Source organism: Celeribacter naphthalenivorans (genome assembly GCF_020524585.1).
GTDB lineage: Bacteria > Pseudomonadota > Alphaproteobacteria > Rhodobacterales > Rhodobacteraceae > Celeribacter > Celeribacter naphthalenivorans.
Window position 1 is genome coordinate 332,019 of the sequence record NZ_JAIVLK010000002.1, and the last position, 19,277, is coordinate 351,295.

General features: G+C 59.8%; 21 protein-coding genes. 13 read left to right on the top strand and 8 right to left on the bottom strand.

Features of this window, described 5'->3' with window-relative positions; translation table 11 throughout:
• Positions 1-26 precede the first annotated feature (26 nt).
• Both LC094_RS05175 and LC094_RS05180 read left to right on the top strand, forming a co-directional pair.
• Positions 27-1,079: a YjgN family protein gene (locus LC094_RS05175; protein ID WP_226550688.1), complete on the top strand. Its 1,053-nt coding sequence runs from the start codon at positions 27-29 to the stop codon at positions 1,077-1,079.
• A 3-nt stretch (positions 1,080-1,082) separates the two neighbouring features.
• Positions 1,083-2,096 (top strand): M48 family metallopeptidase, encoded by a 1,014-nt coding sequence (locus LC094_RS05180; protein ID WP_226550689.1) that lies wholly within the window; start codon positions 1,083-1,085, stop codon positions 2,094-2,096.
• A 54-nt stretch (positions 2,097-2,150) separates the two neighbouring features.
• Here LC094_RS05180 and LC094_RS05185 read toward each other — a convergent pair whose 3' ends face one another.
• The 5 genes from LC094_RS05185 to LC094_RS05205 all read right to left on the bottom strand — a co-directional run bounded on the left by LC094_RS05185 (position 2,151) and on the right by LC094_RS05205 (position 5,212).
• Positions 2,151-2,486: a DMT family transporter gene (locus tag LC094_RS05185; RefSeq protein WP_226550690.1), complete on the bottom strand. Its 336-nt coding sequence runs from the start codon at positions 2,484-2,486 to the stop codon at positions 2,151-2,153.
• Positions 2,487-2,516: 30 nt separating this feature from the next.
• Positions 2,517-3,131, bottom strand: coding sequence for a YitT family protein (locus LC094_RS05190; RefSeq protein WP_226550691.1), 615 nt, complete (start codon positions 3,129-3,131; stop codon positions 2,517-2,519).
• A gap of 27 nt (positions 3,132-3,158) precedes the next feature.
• Entirely contained in the window at positions 3,159-3,770 is a 612-nt protein-coding gene (locus LC094_RS05195; RefSeq protein ID WP_226550692.1) for a YitT family protein, read from the bottom strand.
• Positions 3,771-3,901: 131 nt separating this feature from the next.
• Complete coding sequence (locus LC094_RS05200; RefSeq protein ID WP_226550693.1) at positions 3,902-4,519, bottom strand: hypothetical protein; 618 nt, start codon at positions 4,517-4,519, stop codon at positions 3,902-3,904.
• Positions 4,520-4,645: 126 nt separating this feature from the next.
• Positions 4,646-5,212, bottom strand: a complete 567-nt coding sequence (locus LC094_RS05205; protein WP_226550694.1) for a HupE/UreJ family protein — start codon at positions 5,210-5,212, stop codon at positions 4,646-4,648.
• Positions 5,213-5,698: 486 nt separating this feature from the next.
• On the opposite strand from LC094_RS05205, the gene LC094_RS05210 reads away from it, so the two are divergent.
• Positions 5,699-5,932 carry a hypothetical protein gene (locus LC094_RS05210; RefSeq protein ID WP_226550695.1) on the top strand — a complete coding sequence of 78 codons (234 nt, stop codon included), beginning with the start codon at positions 5,699-5,701 and terminating at the stop codon, positions 5,930-5,932.
• A 69-nt stretch (positions 5,933-6,001) separates the two neighbouring features.
• Here LC094_RS05210 and LC094_RS05215 read toward each other — a convergent pair whose 3' ends face one another.
• Positions 6,002-7,216 carry an NADP-dependent isocitrate dehydrogenase gene (locus LC094_RS05215; protein ID WP_226550696.1) on the bottom strand — a complete coding sequence of 405 codons (1,215 nt, stop codon included), beginning with the start codon at positions 7,214-7,216 and terminating at the stop codon, positions 6,002-6,004.
• A gap of 340 nt (positions 7,217-7,556) precedes the next feature.
• On the opposite strand from LC094_RS05215, the gene LC094_RS05220 reads away from it, so the two are divergent.
• Positions 7,557-9,650, top strand: a complete 2,094-nt coding sequence (locus LC094_RS05220) for a TonB-dependent receptor domain-containing protein (protein ID WP_226550697.1) — start codon at positions 7,557-7,559, stop codon at positions 9,648-9,650.
• A 74-nt stretch (positions 9,651-9,724) separates the two neighbouring features.
• Here LC094_RS05220 and LC094_RS05225 read toward each other — a convergent pair whose 3' ends face one another.
• Entirely contained in the window at positions 9,725-10,411 is a 687-nt protein-coding gene (locus LC094_RS05225) for a VIT1/CCC1 transporter family protein (protein ID WP_226550698.1), read from the bottom strand.
• Between the two features lie 236 nt (positions 10,412-10,647).
• On the opposite strand from LC094_RS05225, the gene rplM reads away from it, so the two are divergent.
• From rplM to LC094_RS05270, 9 genes are all read left to right on the top strand, one after another.
• Positions 10,648-11,112 carry a 50S ribosomal protein L13 gene (gene rplM, locus LC094_RS05230; RefSeq protein ID WP_167600610.1) on the top strand — a complete coding sequence of 155 codons (465 nt, stop codon included), beginning with the start codon at positions 10,648-10,650 and terminating at the stop codon, positions 11,110-11,112.
• Positions 11,113-11,114: 2 nt separating this feature from the next.
• Complete coding sequence (gene rpsI / locus LC094_RS05235) at positions 11,115-11,600, top strand: 30S ribosomal protein S9 (RefSeq protein WP_167600609.1); 486 nt, start codon at positions 11,115-11,117, stop codon at positions 11,598-11,600.
• Positions 11,601-11,735: 135 nt separating this feature from the next.
• Positions 11,736-12,806, top strand: a complete 1,071-nt coding sequence (locus LC094_RS05240; RefSeq protein ID WP_226550699.1) for a GSCFA domain-containing protein — start codon at positions 11,736-11,738, stop codon at positions 12,804-12,806.
• A complete protein-coding gene (locus LC094_RS05245) occupies positions 12,803-13,612 on the top strand; it encodes a hypothetical protein (protein ID WP_226550700.1) in 810 nt (269 codons plus the stop codon). The genes LC094_RS05240 and LC094_RS05245 overlap by 4 nt, the downstream gene beginning before the upstream one ends.
• On the top strand, positions 13,609-14,574 hold the full coding sequence (locus tag LC094_RS05250; protein ID WP_226550701.1) for a GSCFA domain-containing protein: 966 nt from the start codon (positions 13,609-13,611) through the stop codon (positions 14,572-14,574). The genes LC094_RS05245 and LC094_RS05250 overlap by 4 nt, the downstream gene beginning before the upstream one ends.
• A gap of 176 nt (positions 14,575-14,750) precedes the next feature.
• Positions 14,751-15,653 carry an ABC transporter permease gene (locus tag LC094_RS05255; protein WP_226550702.1) on the top strand — a complete coding sequence of 301 codons (903 nt, stop codon included), beginning with the start codon at positions 14,751-14,753 and terminating at the stop codon, positions 15,651-15,653.
• Entirely contained in the window at positions 15,650-16,447 is a 798-nt protein-coding gene (locus LC094_RS05260) for an ABC transporter permease (protein WP_226550704.1), read from the top strand. The genes LC094_RS05255 and LC094_RS05260 overlap by 4 nt, the downstream gene beginning before the upstream one ends.
• A gap of 2 nt (positions 16,448-16,449) precedes the next feature.
• The gene (locus LC094_RS05265) at positions 16,450-17,559 is read left to right on the top strand and encodes an ABC transporter ATP-binding protein (protein WP_404814966.1); all 1,110 of its coding nucleotides are present in this window, start codon (positions 16,450-16,452) and stop codon (positions 17,557-17,559) included.
• Positions 17,560-17,653: 94 nt separating this feature from the next.
• Entirely contained in the window at positions 17,654-18,460 is an 807-nt protein-coding gene (locus LC094_RS05270) for a hypothetical protein (protein ID WP_226550705.1), read from the top strand.
• A gap of 15 nt (positions 18,461-18,475) precedes the next feature.
• Here LC094_RS05270 and LC094_RS05275 read toward each other — a convergent pair whose 3' ends face one another.
• A complete protein-coding gene (locus LC094_RS05275) occupies positions 18,476-19,273 on the bottom strand; it encodes an alpha/beta hydrolase (RefSeq protein ID WP_226550707.1) in 798 nt (265 codons plus the stop codon).
• Positions 19,274-19,277 lie beyond the last annotated feature (4 nt).

The window sequence follows — 19,277 nt, forward strand, 5'->3', positions numbered from 1 at the left end:
CTTTCTCAACGATAAGGGACATAAGAGTGCAAGACCAAGAGTATCGCCCGGTGGTGTTTTCCGGGACCGCACGCGAATATTTCGGCGTGTGGATCGTCAATCTTCTTTTGAGCATTGTGACGCTCGGCATTTATTCGGCCTGGGCCAAGGTGCGCCGGTTGAAATATTTCCACCAACATACCGAGATCGAGGGCCGTCGCTTCGACTATCACGCCACCGGCAAGCAGATTTTCATCGGCCGCCTGATCGTGATCGCCGCCATCGTGGTGTTGCAGATCGTCACGGCGGTTCTGCCGCCGCTTGGGATTTTGCTCTGGCTCGGCGTGCTGATCTACGTGCCGACGCTGATCAACAAAGCGCTTCGCTTCCGCGCCCGCATGACCTCTTGGTCTGGGCTGCGGTTCGATTTCGAGGGCAGTTATTGGGGGGCGTTGCGCACGCTGATCCTCTATCCGGTGCTGTCCCTGTTCACGCTTTATCTGGCGCTGCCCTTCGTGATCCGCGCGCAGCACAGCTACACCACCAACAACCACCGCTTCGGGACGGCGAAATTCCATTTCGAAAGCCCCATCGGCCCGTTCTACAAAGCCTTCATCTTTGCCATCCTGTGGATGGCGGTGATCGGCGGGGTTGGCCTCTGGGCGCTCGGTGCGGGCGATCTGTTCACGTCTCTGGCGATGGAAACCGCTGAGCCGACGCCGGAGATGATGATCCGTTTCGGCCTGATCTACGTGGTGGCACTGGTGGCGATTGTGCCGATGGCCTTCATCTATCAGGCCTTCCTGCGCAATGCCGTCTTTGCGGGCACCGAGTTGGAAGGCGGGCACAAGTTCCGTTCGACCATCTCGCCGGCGGGTCTCCTCTGGGTGGCCTTTTCCAACGCCTTCTTCGTGGTGATCTCCTTGGGTCTTCTGACGCCGCTCGCCCATGTCCGCATGTCGCGCTATCTGGCCGCGAACACCTTTGTCGCGCCCAACGGCTCGCTCGATGAATTCATCGGCGGCGAGGCTCAGAAAACTTCGGCCATTGGCGACGCCTATGTCGATATCGAGGGCATCGACCTCGGCATGGCCATCTAAGTGATGGCGGAGAGCTACACATCGGTTCGGGGGCAGGCCTATGCCCCCGGCACCTCTCGCCTCATCGCGGCGGAGTTGAAACGCAATGGCGTGGAGATCCTGTTGTGCGACGCGGCGGGTGAGATTTTAACCCGTGGCGCGCCCATCGACCATGAAACCGGCCCTGCGGGGCGCGATGTTTTGAGCTTTGCCGATGGGATGCGGTTTGAGACGACGGACCGCGAGGGCCTGCGCGCGCTTGGCGTGATCGCCCAGGACGGCTGGCTCGCCCGGCTCGAGGGCTGGCATCCGCGTCTGGCGCTTGTGGTCGTGGTCTGTGTTTTGGGCGCGATTGCGATCTGGCGCTGGGGGCTTGATCTCTTGGTCTCGCTGGCGATCCTCGCGACGCCTGCGCCTTTGATCACAAGCATGGATCGCGGCAATATGCTGATGATCGACCGCACCATGGCCGAAGACAGCGGCCTCTCTTTGGAACGACAGGCGGAGGTCCGCGAGATTTTCACTACGCTGAGCGCCGTTGCGCCGGAGGCCCCCTACGGGGCTTACAGGCTTGAATTCCGTGCCATAGACGACATGGGCCCCAATGCCTTTGCGCTGCCCGGTGGCACCATCGTGGTGACCGACGCTCTGGTCGAGCAATTCGGAGATGAAGACATCCTCGCGGGCGTCCTTGGGCATGAGATGGCCCATATCAGCGAACGCCATTCGCTGCGCCAGCTCTATCGCTCGCTGTCGGTCTATGTGCTGATCGGCATGATGGCAGGCGACGTGGGGCCGGTGTTGGAGGATCTGATCCTTGACGGCGGCGTGGTTCTCTCGCTGGCCTATTCGCGGGCGCACGAGCGCGTGGCGGATGACGTTGGCGTGCGCACGGCGGAGGCGGCGGGCTATGACGGTACAGCCTTGGCCGGGTTCTTCGAAGAGTTGGATCGCCGCTATGGCGGGATTGGGCCGGAATGGATGTCGACCCATCCGGACTCTGCGGAGCGCGCGGCGCGCATTCGCGAGATGCAATAAGGATCGGGCGGGCTTTGGCCCGTCCGAGATATTTCCGGGACCTTTTCCGGGACCTTAATGCGAGGCGGTCTGCGAGAACAGGTGGATCACCAGAACGCCCGCGATGATCATCGACATGCCAAGGATCGCCGGCAGGTCGAGCTTTTGCCCCAAAAACACCAGCCCGATCAGCGAAATCAGCACAATCCCCAACCCCGACCAGACCGCATAGGCGATGCCGACCGGCACGACTTTGAGCGTTTGCGACAGGAAGTAGAACGACAGCCCGTAGGACACCACGAGGATCAGAACGGGGATCAGTTTGGTGAATTGCTGGGAGGCGGCCATGGCCGTGGTGCCGATCACCTCGAAACAGATCGCAAGGATGAGAAAGATGTATTGGGTCGGCATCGGCGGGCTCTTTTCGAATGAGACGTTGCGTTACATGGCGATGTAGCGGTCGCGGCGGTGGTTGATGGCGATCACGAGGTTGACGACCACGGCCCCCACCAAAGAGTAGAGCACCAGCGGCAGCGGCATGATAAAGAAGGCGACGGCAAAGAGACAGGCATCAAAGGCCAGTTGGACATAGCCCGCTTTGAAGCCGGTCGCATCCTGAAGATAGAGCGCGAGGATGCCCAAGCCGCCCAGAGAGCCACCGTGGCGGAAAATCGCGATGAGGCCCGCACCGGTCATGAACCCAACCATGATGGCGCCGAACAAGGGCGTGATCGCCTCAAACGAGATCATGCTCGGGAACCATTCGGACAGCGCGGAGATCAGTGCGACATTGATAAAGGTCTTGCCCACGAAGGTCTTGCCCATGCGTTTGTAGCCGAACCAGTAGAACGGCAGATTCACGGCGAAGAACACCCAGCCGAAGGGCAGGCCGGTGACATAGGAGATCAGCACGGCCAAGCCCGCCATCTGACCGGTGATCAGCCCCAGTGAGCGCAGCATCACAAGCGCGAAGGCGCACATGGAGGTGCCGAAGATATAGCCCTGAAGGTTCTCGAACCACGTGTGTTTCTCGGGCTTTTGCGCGTCCGTTGGCATGATGTCCTCTTCGGTCAAGCGGTGGTGTCAGTCGGCGATATAACGATCGCGGCGGTGATTGAAGGCGATCACACCGTTCAAAATCACCGCGCCCAAGAGCGAATACAGGACACGGCTGGGTTCGAAAAGGAAGAAGGCGACGGCAAAAAGCACAGCGTCGAAGCAGAGCTGCACAACGCCCGCGCGGATGCCGAAGCGGTCCTGGGCGTAAAGCGCGACGACGCCGAGGCCGCCCAGTGAACCCTTGTGCCGGAACGTGCCCAAAAGCCCGTAGCCGGTCAGAATGCCAAAAGCGATGGTGCCGAAAAGCGGATCGAGATGGGAAAACGTCATCCAGTCGGGAATGATCGCCACGAGGATCGAGAGGATCGTCACGCAAATGGCTGATTTGATGGTGAATTCTTTCCCCATACGGAACCAGGCGAGGGCGTAGAAGGGGATATTGATCAGCCAGAAGACCCAGGAAAACGAATAGCCCGTCAGGTAGGAAATCACCAAGGCGAGGCCTGCGGTCTGGCCGGTGATGAAGCCAAGCTGGGCAATGATTGTGAGCCCGATCGCGGTGGTGATCAGGGCAATGGAAAAGCCCTGCACATCCTCGAGGAGGCTGTGCTTCTGGACATGTTGAGGGATCGGCATGGGCGCTGGCATGGCTCAGATTTAGGACAGCTTTGCTGACCTGTCCAGCGAAATGTGAGCGCCATCGCTGTCTGGGGGTGACGGTCCGGCTGGCTGCTAAAAAGAACGGCAAATGCTCCGGCGAGGAGACGCTATTCGACCCAGAGTCTTTGCGCCTGAAACAGCACGAGGGTTTCGGCGAGTTGCGGCGCCGAGGAGGGCGCGGGGGCGGCGCTGGCCCGGCTCATTTGCGCTTCTTCCAGTTTGAAAAGCTGGGTCGAGAGGCGTTCGGTGTCCTGACCATAGCGTTGTGCCAGAGCAAGCTCGGAGCGCGTCTTGGCAATCAGATCGACCGGGGCGTCGGCGTCGAAATCCTGATCGCCGATGCCGTAAACGCTGCCGGAGGCCTCCATCTCCGCATGATAGGCGGCACCTTGGCGTTCGAGCGACATGACAAAACCCAGATCGTCAAAACGCGCGGCTTTGAGATCGGCGGTGAGCGCGTCGATTTGGGTGGGGGTGATCTTGGTCAGGTCGTATTTGGCAAAGACATCTGCAGCTCCCCGGATGGTTTTGCGCGCGGCCGCGTTTTGCGTTGTGGTGGCGTCTTGCGCGCCGTTTTTTGCCCCGTCTTTAGCGGTATTTTTCTGGCCCTGCGCATCCGTTGCGACAGAAGAACCGCCTGCATCCTTTGCGGCGGTTTTCGGGTCTTGTGGGTCCTGACGCAGTTGCGATTGCCCCCAAAACTGTGCGGCAGAGAAAATCTGCATGATCGGGAAACCTTCTGTTCTCCGTTTGCTAAGAACATAGGCACGCGAGGCTTAAGGCCAATATAACAAATAAAATTGCGCGGATTTTCGCCCGCGCAATCTGAGACTTATAGTTAATGAGGTGTGTTAGCCCAGCAAAAGCGACAGGCCCATGAGCGTCGCCACGGCGCCCAGGAGACGCGGGCCATAGGGCAGCGCGCGGGCCATGAGCCCGGCGGCCAGAATACCGGCGGCGTGAAGGGCTGCGGTGGCGATCACGAAGCCAACACCGAAGCCGAGCGCATTGGCGGCGCCCAGTTCGGCACCATGGGCATGGCCGTGGAACAGGCCAAACAGCGCCGCGATGGCCACGCCACCTGCGAGCGCCGGTTTGACGGCGAAGGTGGCCAGAAGCCCGATCAGGATCGCGGAGGCGAGGATCATCGGTTCAACGAAGGGCAGGGACAGGCCGGTGACACCACCGAAATAGCCCAAAGTCATGGCACCGACAAAACCCGCGGGCACGGCCCAGACGGCCTTGCCGCCGATCTGAAGCGCCCAGATGCCGACGGCGACCATGGCGATGATGTGATCGAGGCCGAAGAGCGGGTGGGACACGCCCGCCATGAAAGAGCCGTGCTGTTCGGGCGGAAGATGGGCGAGGGCGGGGCTGGCGGCGAGGGCGAAGAGGCCGGTCAGAAGATGTTTTTTCATAACTGTCCCTGAGTGTTATCGAAGAATATGTCGAGAGGCGTCCCGGAGGGGGCGCGTGTCGCTTTAACCTGACGAAGCGGGGTCGGACACGCAAGGGCCGGGGGCGCATTGCGGCAAAAAGAACACGTTTCCCCGGGGTCAGAAAAAAACCTTTGCCTGAAATTCGGGCGTCCGGCATGGTGTGCCCACTGAAACTGGCCACATTGGAGGGCGACATGACTGTTTATACGCAACGCACCCTTCGAGGACTCGCCGGACGCGGAGAAATTCGCGCGGCCGGGGTTCAACGTGGTCAGGACGCTTTTGACGCGCGACGATCTTAACCGATCTCTTTTCCTGAAAACGTGCCTCTGCGTCTGTCTTCGTGATGGGCCGGTTGATGACCTGTGTATGACATCCGTTCAATGTCACGGATGTCTGTCGCGGGCGGCGCGGTCCATATCCTAAAAAATCTCATATAAGGCCGGCATTTGCCGGGCATTTCTCATGTTGGATGTTCTGCCTCCTGCGCCGCTCACCTTGCGGCATCACCTTGAACCTTTGATCGAACACCATGGCCTTTGGCGCGTGCTCAAGGCCGCCTTTGCGGCGCGGCGCAACCTGCGGCGGGAGGCGAAACTGGCGCGGAGCTTTGCGCATCTGAGCCCGCACTTGCGCCGCGATGTGGGCCTGCCGCCCGAGGCGCCACCGGGGCGGGATTATGCGCTTTGGTTGCGCTGAGAAAAGGCCATAAAAAAGACCGGGGCGCCTGAGGGCCCCGGTCATCTGTGGCGGAAAGGACTGGGGGTCTTATCCCGCCAAAGCTTTGTTCAGGTTCTCGTCGATTTTCTCCAAGAAGCCCATGGTGGTGAGCCAGGCCTGATCCGGGCCGACGAGAAGCGCGAGGTCTTTCGTCATGAAACCGCTTTCGACCGTGCTGACGATGGTTTTCTCCAGCGTCGTGGCAAAGCGCATCAGCTGTTCGTTGCCATCGAGTTTCGCGCGGTGCTTGAGGCCGCCGGTCCAGGCGTAGATCGAGGCGATGGAGTTCGTGGAGGTCGCCTCACCCGCCTGGTGCTGGCGATAGTGGCGGGTGACGGTGCCGTGGGCGGCTTCGGCCTCAACGATCTTGCCATCCGGCGTCATGAGCTGCGAGGTCATCAAGCCCAAGGAGCCAAAGCCCTGTGCCACGGTGTCGGATTGCACGTCGCCGTCGTAGTTCTTACAGGCCCAGACGAATTTGCCCGACCATTTCATCGCACAGGCGACCATGTCGTCGATCAGGCGGTGTTCGTACCAGATGCCTGCTTTTTTGAAGTCTTCCGCGAATTCCGCGTCGAACACCTCTTGGAAGATGTCTTTGAAGCGGCCGTCATAGGCCTTGAGGATGGTGTTTTTGGTCGACAGATAGACCGGCCAACCGAGGCTGAGGCCGTAGTTCAGCGAGGCGCGGGCGAAGTCGCGGATCGAGTCGTCGAGGTTGTACATCGCCTGATAGACACCGGCGGAGGGGGCGTCATAGACGACCTTCTCGATCACCGTGCCGTCTTCGCCCTCGAATTTCATCGTGAGCTGCCCCTTGCCGGGGAAGCGGAAATCGGTGGCTTTATATTGGTCGCCAAAAGCGTGGCGGCCCACGACGATGGGATCGGTCCAGCCGGGCACGAGGCGCGGCACGTTTTTGCAGATGATCGGCTGACGGAAGACGACGCCGCCCAGAATGTTGCGGATCGTGCCGTTGGGCGATTTCCACATTTTCTTGAGGTTGAATTCCTCGACGCGTTGCTCATCGGGCGTGATGGTCGCACATTTGACGGCGACGCCGACCTCTTTGGTCTTTTCAGCCGCATCGATGGTGATTTGATCTTCGGTCTCGTCGCGGCTCTCGATGCCCAGATCGTAATAGAGCAGGTCGATGTCGAGATAGGGCAGGATGAGTTTCTTTTTGATGAAATCCCACATGATGCGGGTCATTTCATCGCCGTCCATTTCGACGATTGGGTTGTCTACCTTGATCTTGGTCATCTGGGGAAGCTCCATGCGATGTCTGGAAGAGTCGGGTTTGTTTTAGCGCAGTTCCGGGGAGAGTGAAATGTTTATTGTATGCCATTGCATACATTTTTCGCCTTTTGTCTCTGAACAGCCTGTCAGGGCAGGCCACGTCTGTCTATGGGATCGGTATCGCGGAGAGATGTTTCAAATCTGCAACGTTGTGCTTCAGTGGCCCAGATTTATTCTTGATAAAAATAGTAAGAATATGTAGGAGCAGCCTGAATGCTGGCTCCGATCCACACGGCGGAGCTTCCAGGTAGCGACAGCCCCCAAGACGCAGCACATCGAAAATGCAAACGATGAGGGGGTTTTCATGACCACTTTGCACCGGACCGCTGGGGTCCGTATGCGCCTGCACTGCAGTGTCGCCATTCTAGTTTCCTGTTTTCCGATCGCCACTTTGGCGCAGGATGTGTCGCAAAATGTCACCGTCCTCGACACCATCGTGGTCGAGGGCAACACAGGCGAGACCAGCGTCGAGACCCTGACTGGTGGCGAGATCGCCGTCGTTGAGGGCGAGGCCGTCGCCGACAGTTATACAGGCGATGTTGCCACCGCACTGCGCTCCGTGCCCGGCGTGTTCACGCGCTCGCCGGGGGACAACCCCGCCGTCACGGTCAACATTCGCGGCATGCAGGGGTTTGGCCGCGTCAACACGATGATCGACGGTATCCCGCAGACCTTCCGCAATATGTCGGGCCATGGCGGGTCTTATGACGATCAGGTCTTTGTCGATCCCGGTCTGGTCGCCAGTGCCGATGTCGCAAAAGGCGCCGTGGCGGGGGCCGCGGGGATGGGCGCGCTGGCGGGGGCCGCGAACTTCCGCACCATCGGCATCGACGATGTGCTCGATGGGGAGAAACGCGTTGGCGGGATGTTGAAATTCAGCGCCGGTACCAACGGCTACGGCCCTCATGTGACGGCGGCGGGCGCCATGCAGGGCAATTTCGCCACCGGCGGCGACTGGGGGACGATGCTGGCGATTTCCGGCTATGAGAATGGGCAATATGCGGATGGCGATGGCACCAAATCCAGCGAATATACTCAGGACGAGCCACTCACGATCCTTGCCAAAGCCCGCTTCCGCCCGTCGGACGCGCTTGAGATCAATATCGCGGCGCAGGACTATAATAACAAAATGTTCCCGGCGAGTTCGTCTGGTTATCTCTGGGACATGGAGCGTCAGAGCGTGTCTGCCGATGTCCATTACAACCCGGCCAGTGAGCTGATTAACATCTCCGCCAATGCCTATTGGCAGGATATGTCCTTTGATTTCCCCGGTCACGAAGGTCAAGCCTACAATGGCAGCACCGGGCGCGAGGGCACGGATATCTCCAAGGGCTTCTCCGTGTCGAACAGCAGCCGGTTTAGCCCGAACCTGCGCCTCGACTACGGGTTGGCCTGGTCGAACAACGATTACGATGTGAATGAGTTGGGCGGCAACAATGGCTCTGGCGAGTTGGACAAGCTGGGCGCGTTCTTGCAGGCCAGTTACCAGATGGGCGCCTGGGATTTCGGGGCAGGGCTGCGCTATGACACATGGGAGCTGTCCGGGGAAATTCCCGAGACGGTGAATAACGTGACCACCGTGGTGCCGCTGGACAATTCGGGCGAGGAGCTTTTGCCGAACCTGAGTGCGCGCTATCACTTTAGCGATGCGCTTTCGACCTATGCCTCTTATGCGCAAACCATGCGTGCACCGACCGCGACCGAGATGTTCTACGGCGTCAATGGCAATGCCCACACCGGCGGCGGCACCACGATCCGTGTGAACCCGGATCTCGATTCCGAAAAAGCGGAGACCTTTGAGATCGGGGTGAACTATGCGACCGAGCTCTATTATGTTTCGGCCTCGGCGTTCCAATCCAATGTCGAGGATTTCATCGTCTTCGAGACCGACAGCGACAATGAAGTGCGGTTCATCAACATTCCGGGCGAGACTAAGCTGCGCGGGGTCGAACTTGCGGGTGGCTTTGAGACGGAGCGGTTCTTTGGCTCTCTCTCTGTGACGCTTTCCGACACGGACCAGCCCGCAGCGCAGCAGGCCGGTGGCGGGCATGACCAATATGGCGAGCTGCCGAATGAGTATCTGACGCTCGATCTCGGTGCGAAATTCCAGGGCGACGACGGTCGTATCGGCGCGCGGATGCGCTATGTCGGCGACAGCGTCGTGGCGCGCTACACGAGCTTTAGCGACATGACGGCGACGATGATCGACAAACCGTCTTACACGCTCTTTGACCTCTACGGTTCCTATCAGGTCAGCGACAATGCCGAGCTTTTCGCCAGCGTGGAGAATGTCTTCGACAAATATTACGTCGAAGCGAATTCCGGTGACACCAGTCTCAATGGCGGCATCGGTGGGCGCGGGCGCACCTTTACCCTCGGGGCGACGTTCCGGTTCTGAGGTGTAAACTGTCTTAACGAGTGTTGGCCTGTCCTTTTCGGACGGGCCTTTTGTTTATGCGGCGTCGCGCCGCGTTACCCTGCGACCACCAAACCGACGCCATAGGCCACAAGCGCACAGACGCCGCCGACCAGAACCGTCTCGCTCACCGCTCGCATAAGTCCGGCGCGGGTGGCGACATGGCGCAAGACGCCCAACAATGTGAGCGCGGTGGCGGTGGCGGCCACGGCGGAGCCGAACCGGATGCCCAGAGGCAGGCCCAAAATATAAGGCAGGATCGGGATCACGCCGAAGGCCACGAAGGACAAGAATGTGATCAGGGCGCGGGGCCACAACAACCCCTGTCCGGGATCTTCCAGCCCTTCGACTTGCGAGAGCGTCATCTCCGCCATCAGCCCCGGCGATTTCGCCGCCAGCGCCGCCATGGTCGTGGCGTCGAGCGTCGAGAGTCCGTGGCTTTGCAGGTGCCGGGTGAGGGCGTCGATCTGTGCCGATGGGTTTTGCCTCAACTGCCTGTGTCTCAGCTTCGTCATGTCGCGGGCGGCGCGGGCCGAGAGGAATTCGCCCAAGCCCATCGAGGTCGCATCCGCAAAAAGATTGGCCAGTCCGAACACCAAGACCGCCAGAGCGGCGATTTCGCCTGTGCCCTCGGCATTGGCGCCGGCAAAGCCCGCGACGATGGCGAAGGTGGTGACGATGCCGTCATTGCCGCCATAGACGATCTGTTTTAGGTGATCGGTGAGGGGGGACCTTGCAAACATGCTGGGCTCTCGTGTTTGTTTGTGCGAGAGCTTAGGCGAAAGCCCCGATTGATGCCAGATTTTCGACGGGAACGGAGGTTTTGCGCTCGGGGAGGGTGATTTTGTTGGGGTAAAATGATACCTATTTTTTAAGGTATTGTTTTTGCTTTGTAAATCGAAATAAGAGCCGCTTGACGTGGCGCGCGAAATGCTTAGAACACGCTCAATCGAATTCCTATCCCATAAGGGCTGAACCTATGAAAACCTTTTCCGCAACACCGGCGGACATCGACAAGAAATGGATCATCATCGACGCCGAAGGCGTGGTGCTGGGCCGTCTCGCGTCTATTGTCGCTATGCGTCTGCGTGGCAAGCACAAAGCCACCTTCACCCCGTCCATGGACATGGGTGACAATGTCATCGTGATCAACGCCGACAAAGTGCAACTGACCGGCAAAAAACGCACCGACGAGCGTTTCTACTGGCACACCGGCCACCCGGGCGGCATCAAATCCCGCTCCATGGGCGAGCTGCTTGAGGGCAAATACCCCGAGCGCGTCGTGACCAAAGCCGTGCAGCGTATGCTGCCGGGCGGCAAACTGTCCCGTCAGCAAATGACCAACCTGCGCGTCTACGCCGGTGCCGAGCACCCGCATGAAGCTCAGAACCCCGAAGTTCTGGACGTGAAGTCCATGAACAAGAAAAACACCCGGAGCGCATAATCATGGCTGATGAAATCAAATCCCTCGACGAGCTGAACGCCGTCGCCGGTGGCGAAACCGTCGTCGAAGTTGCAGCTCCGCGTGAACCGGTTCGTGACGAACTGGGCCGTTCCTACGCCACCGGCAAGCGTAAAGACGCTGTCGCGCGCGTTTGGATCAAACCGGGCTCCGGCAAAGTCACCGTCAACGGCAAAGACATGTCTGTCTACTTTGCCCGTCCGGTGCTTCAGCTGATCGTGAAACAACCGGCTCAAATCGCTGGCGTCGAAGGTGAATTCGACGTGGTTGCCACCGTCAAAGGCGGCGGTCTCTCCGGTCAGGCCGGTGCTGTGAAACACGGCATCTCCAAAGCTCTGCAGCTCTACAACCCGGAACTGCGTGCCGCTCTGAAAGCCGCTGGCTTCTTGACCCGCGACAGCCGCGTCGTCGAGCGTAAGAAATTCGGTAAGCGCAAAGCCCGCCGTTCCTTCCAGTTCTCCAAGCGTTAATCGCTTACTGGACCCAAGATTTGGAAACCGCCACGGAGCACTCCGCTGGCGGTTTTCTCTTTTTTGCGCCCGTTTTCGCCCTTGGCAGTGTTGCCATGCTGTTTCATAATTTTAGAAACAGAAAAGGCCTGTCTTTTGAAAAATCCCTATTCCGACCTGCCGCCGAAAGCCTTTTGGAAAACCGGCGTCGTTCAGACGGACAAGGTCCACTGGCCCGAGCTTTTCGTGCCGAAATTCACCATCTCCGCCAACAGCGCCGTCGCCACCGCCGGCAGTTGTTTCGCGCAGCGCATCCGACAGGCACTGGCCGATGAGGAGATGCCGATCCTCGACGTCGAACCCGCGCCTGCGGCGGTAGAGGGCGATCTGGCGCGGGAGTTCGGGTACGGGCTGCATTCCGCGCGCTACGGCAATATTTACACGCCGCGTCAGCTTTTGGAGCTGTTGCAGGACATGCAAAAGGACGCGGTGCACAAGGCGCTGATCTGGGAGCGGGACGGGCGCTATGTCGACATGCTGCGCCCGAATGTCGAACCCGATGGCTGTGCCTCGGTGAAAGAGGTGCTCGAGCTGCGAAAGCAGCATCTGGCACGTCTGCGCGAATTGTTTGAGACGGTCGATGTCTTTGTCTTCACGCTGGGCCTGACGGAAGCGTGGATTCACGCGCCGACCGGGCGCTGTCTGCCGGTCGCGCCGGGGGTGATCGCGGGGGAGTATGATCCCAAACTCTACCGGTTCCACAATTTCACCCATTCGGAATTGCTCAAGGATCTCAAGGCGATCCGCGTTCTTCTTCGCGATATTCGCAAGGGGGTGAAGATCATCCTGACCACCTCTCCCGTGCCGATCACGGCGACGGCGTCGGGCGATCACGCGTTGAACGCCAGCACCTATACGAAATCCACGCTGCGCTCTGTGGCGGGCGAAATGGCGATGAAATTCAAGGATGTCGACTATTTTCCCGGCTATGAAATTGTCACCACCTGGGCGCGGGAAAACCCGGCCTATGAGGCGAACCAGCGCAGCATCCGGCCTGAGGTCGTCGCCCATGTGATGGCGGTGTTTCTCGACGCTTACGGGCTGCGCAAAACCGGCGCGGCGGATCAGGCGGAGCCCGCAAAGATTCATGACGATGCCGAATATCTCGAAGGCCATGACGACGATCTGGTCTGCGAGGAAATCCTGATCGAGGCCCTGCAAAAATGACCCGCGCCTTGTTGATCGGAAACTCGCATGTCGGCCCTTACCTCAATGCGCTGAAACATGCGGAGGGGGAGGTCGCTTTGGACCTCGATTGCATCGCGGCCTTTGGCGACGGTCTTGAGCGCTACACCATTGAAGACGGCGTGTTCTGCGGCAACATCCTTGATCCGAAGGTGACCGGGCGCAAGGGCAAGGGGCCGTTTCCCGGCTCGGAGGTGCGCGCGGTGCTGAAGGATTACGATGTGGTGCTGCTGACCGGTCTCAGGTTCTCGATCTTTCAGGTGATCCGTGTGTTCCGTGATCTGGGTCTTGTGACGATGGACAGCTCCCGCGATTATGCGACGGCGGCGGAAAACGGCGTGACGCTGGTCTCCGAGGCTTTGTTGCACCGGCTGATCGCGGAACGTCTGTCGGGCAGTCTGATGATGCAGATCGCGCGGGACATCCGGGCCGCAACGGATGCGCCGATCCTTGTGCTGGCCCAACCGCGCCCGACGCGGCAGGTCTTGGTCGAAGGCACAAGGTTCGAGACCTTTTGCAACGCCGAAGAGCGCGGTGAGGGGGACTTTGTGTCGAAGACCTATGAGCGCCTCGCGCAGGAGCTTTGCGCCGGGATCGCGGCGCATTATGTGCCGCAGCCGCCGGGAACCATCGACGGGGGGATGTTCACGGACACCTCCTATATGATGGGCACCCTGCGCCCGCCGTTTTGGAAAAAGAACGGGCGCCCTGTGGATTTTCGTCATGGCAATGCCCGCTATGGGGCACGGATGTTGAAACATGTGGCGCGGGAGCTGGAAACGCTGTGAGCCATCCCTATGAAACGAGCCCGGCAAAAGCGTTCTGGCGCAGTGGTGTTGTGGAGACCGACCGGCGGCGCTGGCCTGAGATTTACACGCCGGCCTTTCCGATCCGGGCCGAGACGGCCGTCGCCACCGCCGGGAGCTGTTTTGCGCAGCACATTGGCCGGTTTTTGCGGGACGCGGGCGTCAATGTTCTGGATGTGGAGCCTCGTCCTGAGGGCATGAGCGATGAGGCGGCCAAAGCGCGTGGCTATGGCCTCTATTCGGCGCGCTACGGCAATATCTATACGGCACGCCAGCTGCGCGAGTTGTTGGAGGATGCCTTTGAAATCTATGTGGAAGACCGCCATTTTCTGACCCGCGACGGAGCATGGTTCGATGCGCTGCGCCCCGGTGTGGAGCCGGACGGTTTTGCCACTTTGGAGGCGGCGGTGGAGGCCCGGCGGGCGCATCTTTTGCAGGTGGTGGAATTGGCGCAGGAGATGGAGGTGTTCATCTTCACACTGGGTCTGACCGAAGGCTGGATCGACCGTGAAACGGGGCGCGTGCTGGCCATGGCGCCCGGCGTGATTGCGGGCGATTACGACCCGGAACGTTATGTGTTCCACAATTTTACCTATGACGAAATTTACGCCGATCTCGTTGAAATCCGGAAACTTTTGCGCGGCATCAATCCCAATGTGCAGCTCCTGCTGACCGTCTCGCCGGTGCCTTTGACCGGGACGGCCTCCGACCAGCATGTTTTGGCGGCGACGAGTTATTCGAAATCGGTTCTGCGCGCGGTGGCGGGGGATTTGGCGGAGGCATACGCGACGGTGGACTATTTTCCCTCCTATGAGATCGTCACCACTTGGGCAGCACCCGAGGCGGCTTTTGCGGCGAACCTGCGTTCGGTCCGGCCCGAGATGGTCGAGGGGGTGATGGAGGTGTTTTTGACCGCGCATGGATTGGAGACCACTGGCGGTTGACAGGCGGTTGAGGCGCTGCCTGTTTGGTGATCGAAGATTTGGCACATGCCATGAAATTGATCGTCGTGTTCGGGTGTCCTTGGGAAACCTCTTGCACATTTGATCAAAATCTTTTCAGGATCGAAGAGACAGGGGATAGGGCCGGGACCGGCCCGGACATTGGGAAGGGAGCCAGCATGGCCGCGAGCGACAGGATACGTCGTTTTTTCCGAACAGAGCAGGGGATCGGGATGCTTTTGGTGTCCCCGACGGCGCTCTATGCGCTGTTGCTTTTGGCCGTGCCCTTGATCGCGATTTTCGTGATTTCGTTCTGGACCCAGACCGGCGTGCGCGATTTCGACACCGCCTTTACGCTCGCGAATTACAAAGAAGCGCTGACCGATCCGCTCTATCGCCAGCTCATGCTGCGCTCTCTCATGGTGTCGGGGCTGGTGACTCTGATCACCGTGGTGCTGGCTTTTCCGATTGCCTATTTCGTGTCCTTCGGGGTGAAGCCGGAGCATAAATCGCTCTGGATTTTCCTGATCACCATTCCGTTCTGGACCTCTTATCTGATCCGCGTGTTCCTCTGGAAGGTGATCCTTGGCTATAACGGGGTTCTCAATTCCGGCTTGCAAGCCGTTGGGATCATTGATGAACCTCTGTCCTTCATCCTCTACAACGTGAACGCGGTGATTATCACGCTGGCCCATGCCTATGCGCCTTTCGCGATCCTGCCGATCTTTGTCGCTTTGGAGAAAATCGACCGCTCTCTCTTGGAAGCCTCCCGCGATCTGGGCGAGAGCCGGACGATGACTTTCCTGCGGGTGACCCTGCCACTGGCCGCGCCCGGCGTGGTCGCCGCCGTGTTGATCGTCTTCATCCCGACCATCGGCGACTATGTCACGCCGCGCCTTGTTGGCGGGCCGGGGGGCCTCATGATCGCCAATATGATCCAGACCCAATTCCTGCGCCTCAACAACGCGCCTTTGGGGGCCACTTTGGCGGTGCTCGCGATGCTGATCGTCGCGGTGATTGCCATTGCCTTCCTGCTCCTTGGCAACCGGGCTGCAGGTGGCAAGAAAGGAGCGCGCAAATGAAATCGCTCAAGACCTATGCGATCCTCTATCTGATCTTTCTCTACGCGCCGATCTTTCTGTTGCCGCTCTTCGCCTTCAACAGCTCGACGATCATCGCCTTTCCGTTGGAGAGCTTCACGACCGAGTGGTTCACCCAGCTTTTGACCCTTTCCGAGATGCATGGCGCTTTGCTCAATTCGCTCAAGATCGCCGTCACCTCCGCCGTTTTGGCGACCACTTTGGGCATTTTCGCCGCCATGGCCGTGTCGCGCTATAGCTTTCCGGGCCAAAAGGGCATCATGGGGTTCATCATGCTGCCTCTGGTGCTGCCGGAGATCATCGTCGCGGTGTCCTTGCTCATCGTCATCTTGCGCATGGGGTTGGACACGGGCGCCTGGTCGGTGATCGCGGGGCACACGCTGATTTGCACGCCCTTTGCCATCGCGATCCTGCAATCGGCCTTCGCCGCTCTGGACCCCTCGCTCGAAGAGGCGGCCTACGATCTGGGCGAAACGCCCGCCTCGACCTTCCGCCTCGTGACCTTGCCTTTGGTCATGCCAGGGATCATTTCGGCGCTGTTGATTTCCTTCACCATCTCGATGGACGAGTTCATCATTGCCTTCTTCCTGACCGGCGCCGAGCCGACTTTGCCGGTCTATCTCTTCTCCATGCTGCGGTTCCCGAAACTGCTGCCTGCGGTGATGGCTTTGGGCACGATCCTCGTCGTCCTCTCCATCCTCCTGATCACAATCGCCGAATTTTTCCGCCGCCGGGGCGCCAAGCGCACGGGCAATGACACCGGGGGCTTTCTTTGACTATGGCTGACATGACTGCTGATAAACCTCTGATCTCTCTGCAAAACGTCAACAAGCACTATGGCGATTACCATGCGCTGAGGGGCATCAATCTCGACATCCGTCAGGGCGAGTTTTTCTCGCTTTTGGGGCCATCGGGCTGTGGCAAGACCACATTGTTGCGCACGATTGCGGGCTTTGAGGATTACGACACCGGGTCTGTGATGATCACCGGGCGCGACATGCGCGGCGTGCCCGCGAACAAGCGTCCGACCAATATGGTGTTCCAGTCTTACGCGATTTTCCCGCATCTCTCCGTCATCGAAAACGTCGCCTTCGGCCTGCGCAAATCGAAGATGTCGAAGACCGACAAGACGCTGGCCGCCGAGGCCGCTTTGGAGATGGTCGGCCTCAAAGGCTATGGCCACCGCGCCGCGCATGCCCTGTCCGGCGGGCAGCGCCAGCGGGTCGCCTTGGCCCGTGCACTGGTGCTGAAGCCCAAGGTTTTGCTCTTGGACGAGCCGCTCTCCGCGCTCGACCGCAAGATGCGCGAACAGATGCAGGTGGAGCTGATCAAGCTGCAACGCGAGGTGGGCATCACCTTTATTCTCGTGACCCACGATCAGGAAGAGGCGCTTGTGATGTCCGACCGGATCGCGGTGATGTTCGAGGGTGAGATCGCACAATGTGACGACCCGGAGGTGCTGTATCGCAAGCCCAATTCGAAACGCGTGGCGGATTTTATCGGGGTGATGAATTTCCTGCCCGCGACGGTGCGCAAAGAGGGCGAGACCTACCTCGCCACGATTGCCGGGCTGGGCGAAACCGAGATCACCGAGGCGCAATGCCCGGGCGGTGTTCCTGTTGGCGAGGCCACAGTGGGCTTCCGCCCCGAGACCCTAACGCTGCTTTATGAGGGCCAAAGCGCCACCCACCGCGAAGCCCCCGCCGTGGTCGATGAGGTCGTCTATTACGGCGACATGACCTATTACGACGTGCGGTTCGAGGGTGTCGAAAAGCCGGTACGCATTTCGATGCGCAACATCTTTGGTCGCGATGTTCTGGGCGTTGGCACGAAGGTCCGCGTCAGCTGGTCCCCGGGCGCGTTGGTGGTGTTTGATCAGAGCGCGTGAGGCCCGCCGCCGTCGGACGATCATGTTGACCCAATGGATGTTGTCAGCGATATAAGTGTCGTTGATAAGGATTTCATTCAAAAGGGATTTCAGGATGTGGCGGGCTTTCGGCCTATTGGCTGTATTGGCGATGATTGCAGGTGCAGCAGGCACCCTTTGGTTCAAAACGCCGCTGAGCGATACCTTTCAAATCACGCGTCAGCTGCGGAATGTCCCGGCGCTTGAGGGGTATGAGATTGAGCTTGAATCCTGCACCTTGACGCTCTCGCACGAGAGCGTGGACGAGGATCGCAACAGTGTCAGGATCATTCGGAGCCTCCTCGATCTGTCGCAATACGACCTCAAGAATGTGCGCATTCAAAGCCTCACCGATGGAAGCGCGATCTATAGCGCTTCGCCGCGTCGGGCCACGCCGGACATGGCGCGGGAGGCCATGCGCGTGGTCGCGCTTTTGCCCGATAGTTTTTCCAGCAAAGAGACGACGCTGACCCTCTTGGGCGAAAATGGTGCGCGTGAGGTGCAAGACACGATTGAGGCGGAGAGCCCAGAGGCTTTCAGCCTTGAAACTGTACGAGAGCTGCTGGCCAAACCGGATCAGACTTTGACCTTTTGGCTCAACAGGTTCGTTCTCATTCCAAGTGAGGGGAGCGAGCCGGAAATTCAACCGGATGCGCCGGATTTTGATCGGTTCGCGAGGTCTGTTCTCACCCTCGACCCGCCGGTCTCCACGCTTGTGATGCGGAACTATCTGTCGAAAACCGAAGACCCCACGCGGTTGTTGTCGGGGCAGGTCACGGTTTTCCCGAAACTTGATCTGCAATTCAAAACCCAAGACGACTTGATGGCCTTTGGCCAGCGTTTGGCGGGGTATCAAAGGCGCGTCTGCCCGGTCCGGCGGTAAGGCTGGGGGGATGGCTCAGCGCTGCAACGCCTTCGTCACGAAGCCCGCTACAGCCCGCTCCAGATCGGGGATTTTGCCGGTGCCGAGCGTGCGGTTCACCTCGGCGTGGCGATAGTTTGAGCCATCAAACAGGGCCGCATCCGCGCCCTTCGACCGGGCATTTGTGACGAAATTCGACATCGCCGTGGCGTGCCCGTGAGCCCCTGAGGTGATCGCCAGAATGGGCGGTAGATTTTGGGCGAGATTGTAGGTCGGCGACAAGGCGCCCCATTGATTGCGGTCCTTGAACACACTCGCGGTGCCAAAGGGCAGGTGGCCCTGATGGGCGCGCGCCAGCGTGATCAGATCGACCGCCCCGCTGTCATTGACGATGACGCCCGCCGGCTGCGGTCGCCAGCCCGTGAGCGCCGCCATGGCCACAAGATGCGCGCCAGCGGAATGGCCCATGACGACCGTGCGGTCGGGCTTGGCGACATTGGCAAAACACCAGTCCATCGCTTGCCGCACGGCTTTGATCTGGCCGGTGACAGGGGTTTTCGGCAGCGTCGGGTAGTCGATGGAGACGAAATCGAGGCTCATGGAATTGACCCAATCGGGTTTCGCGTCCACCGCCTTGCGCGAGCCTCTGCGCCACGATCCGCCACGGACATAGATCACCGCTCCGCGTGGGCTCGCGGCGCGGTAGATGTCCAAATCCTCTGCGCCGTAGTTCTGGGTCTCAGGCTTTCCTGCGGCCAAGGCAGGCAGAGGGCAGGCCGCGGCGAGAGCGCTCAAAAGAAGGGTGCGGCGGGACATGGGCATTTGACGTGTCATCTGC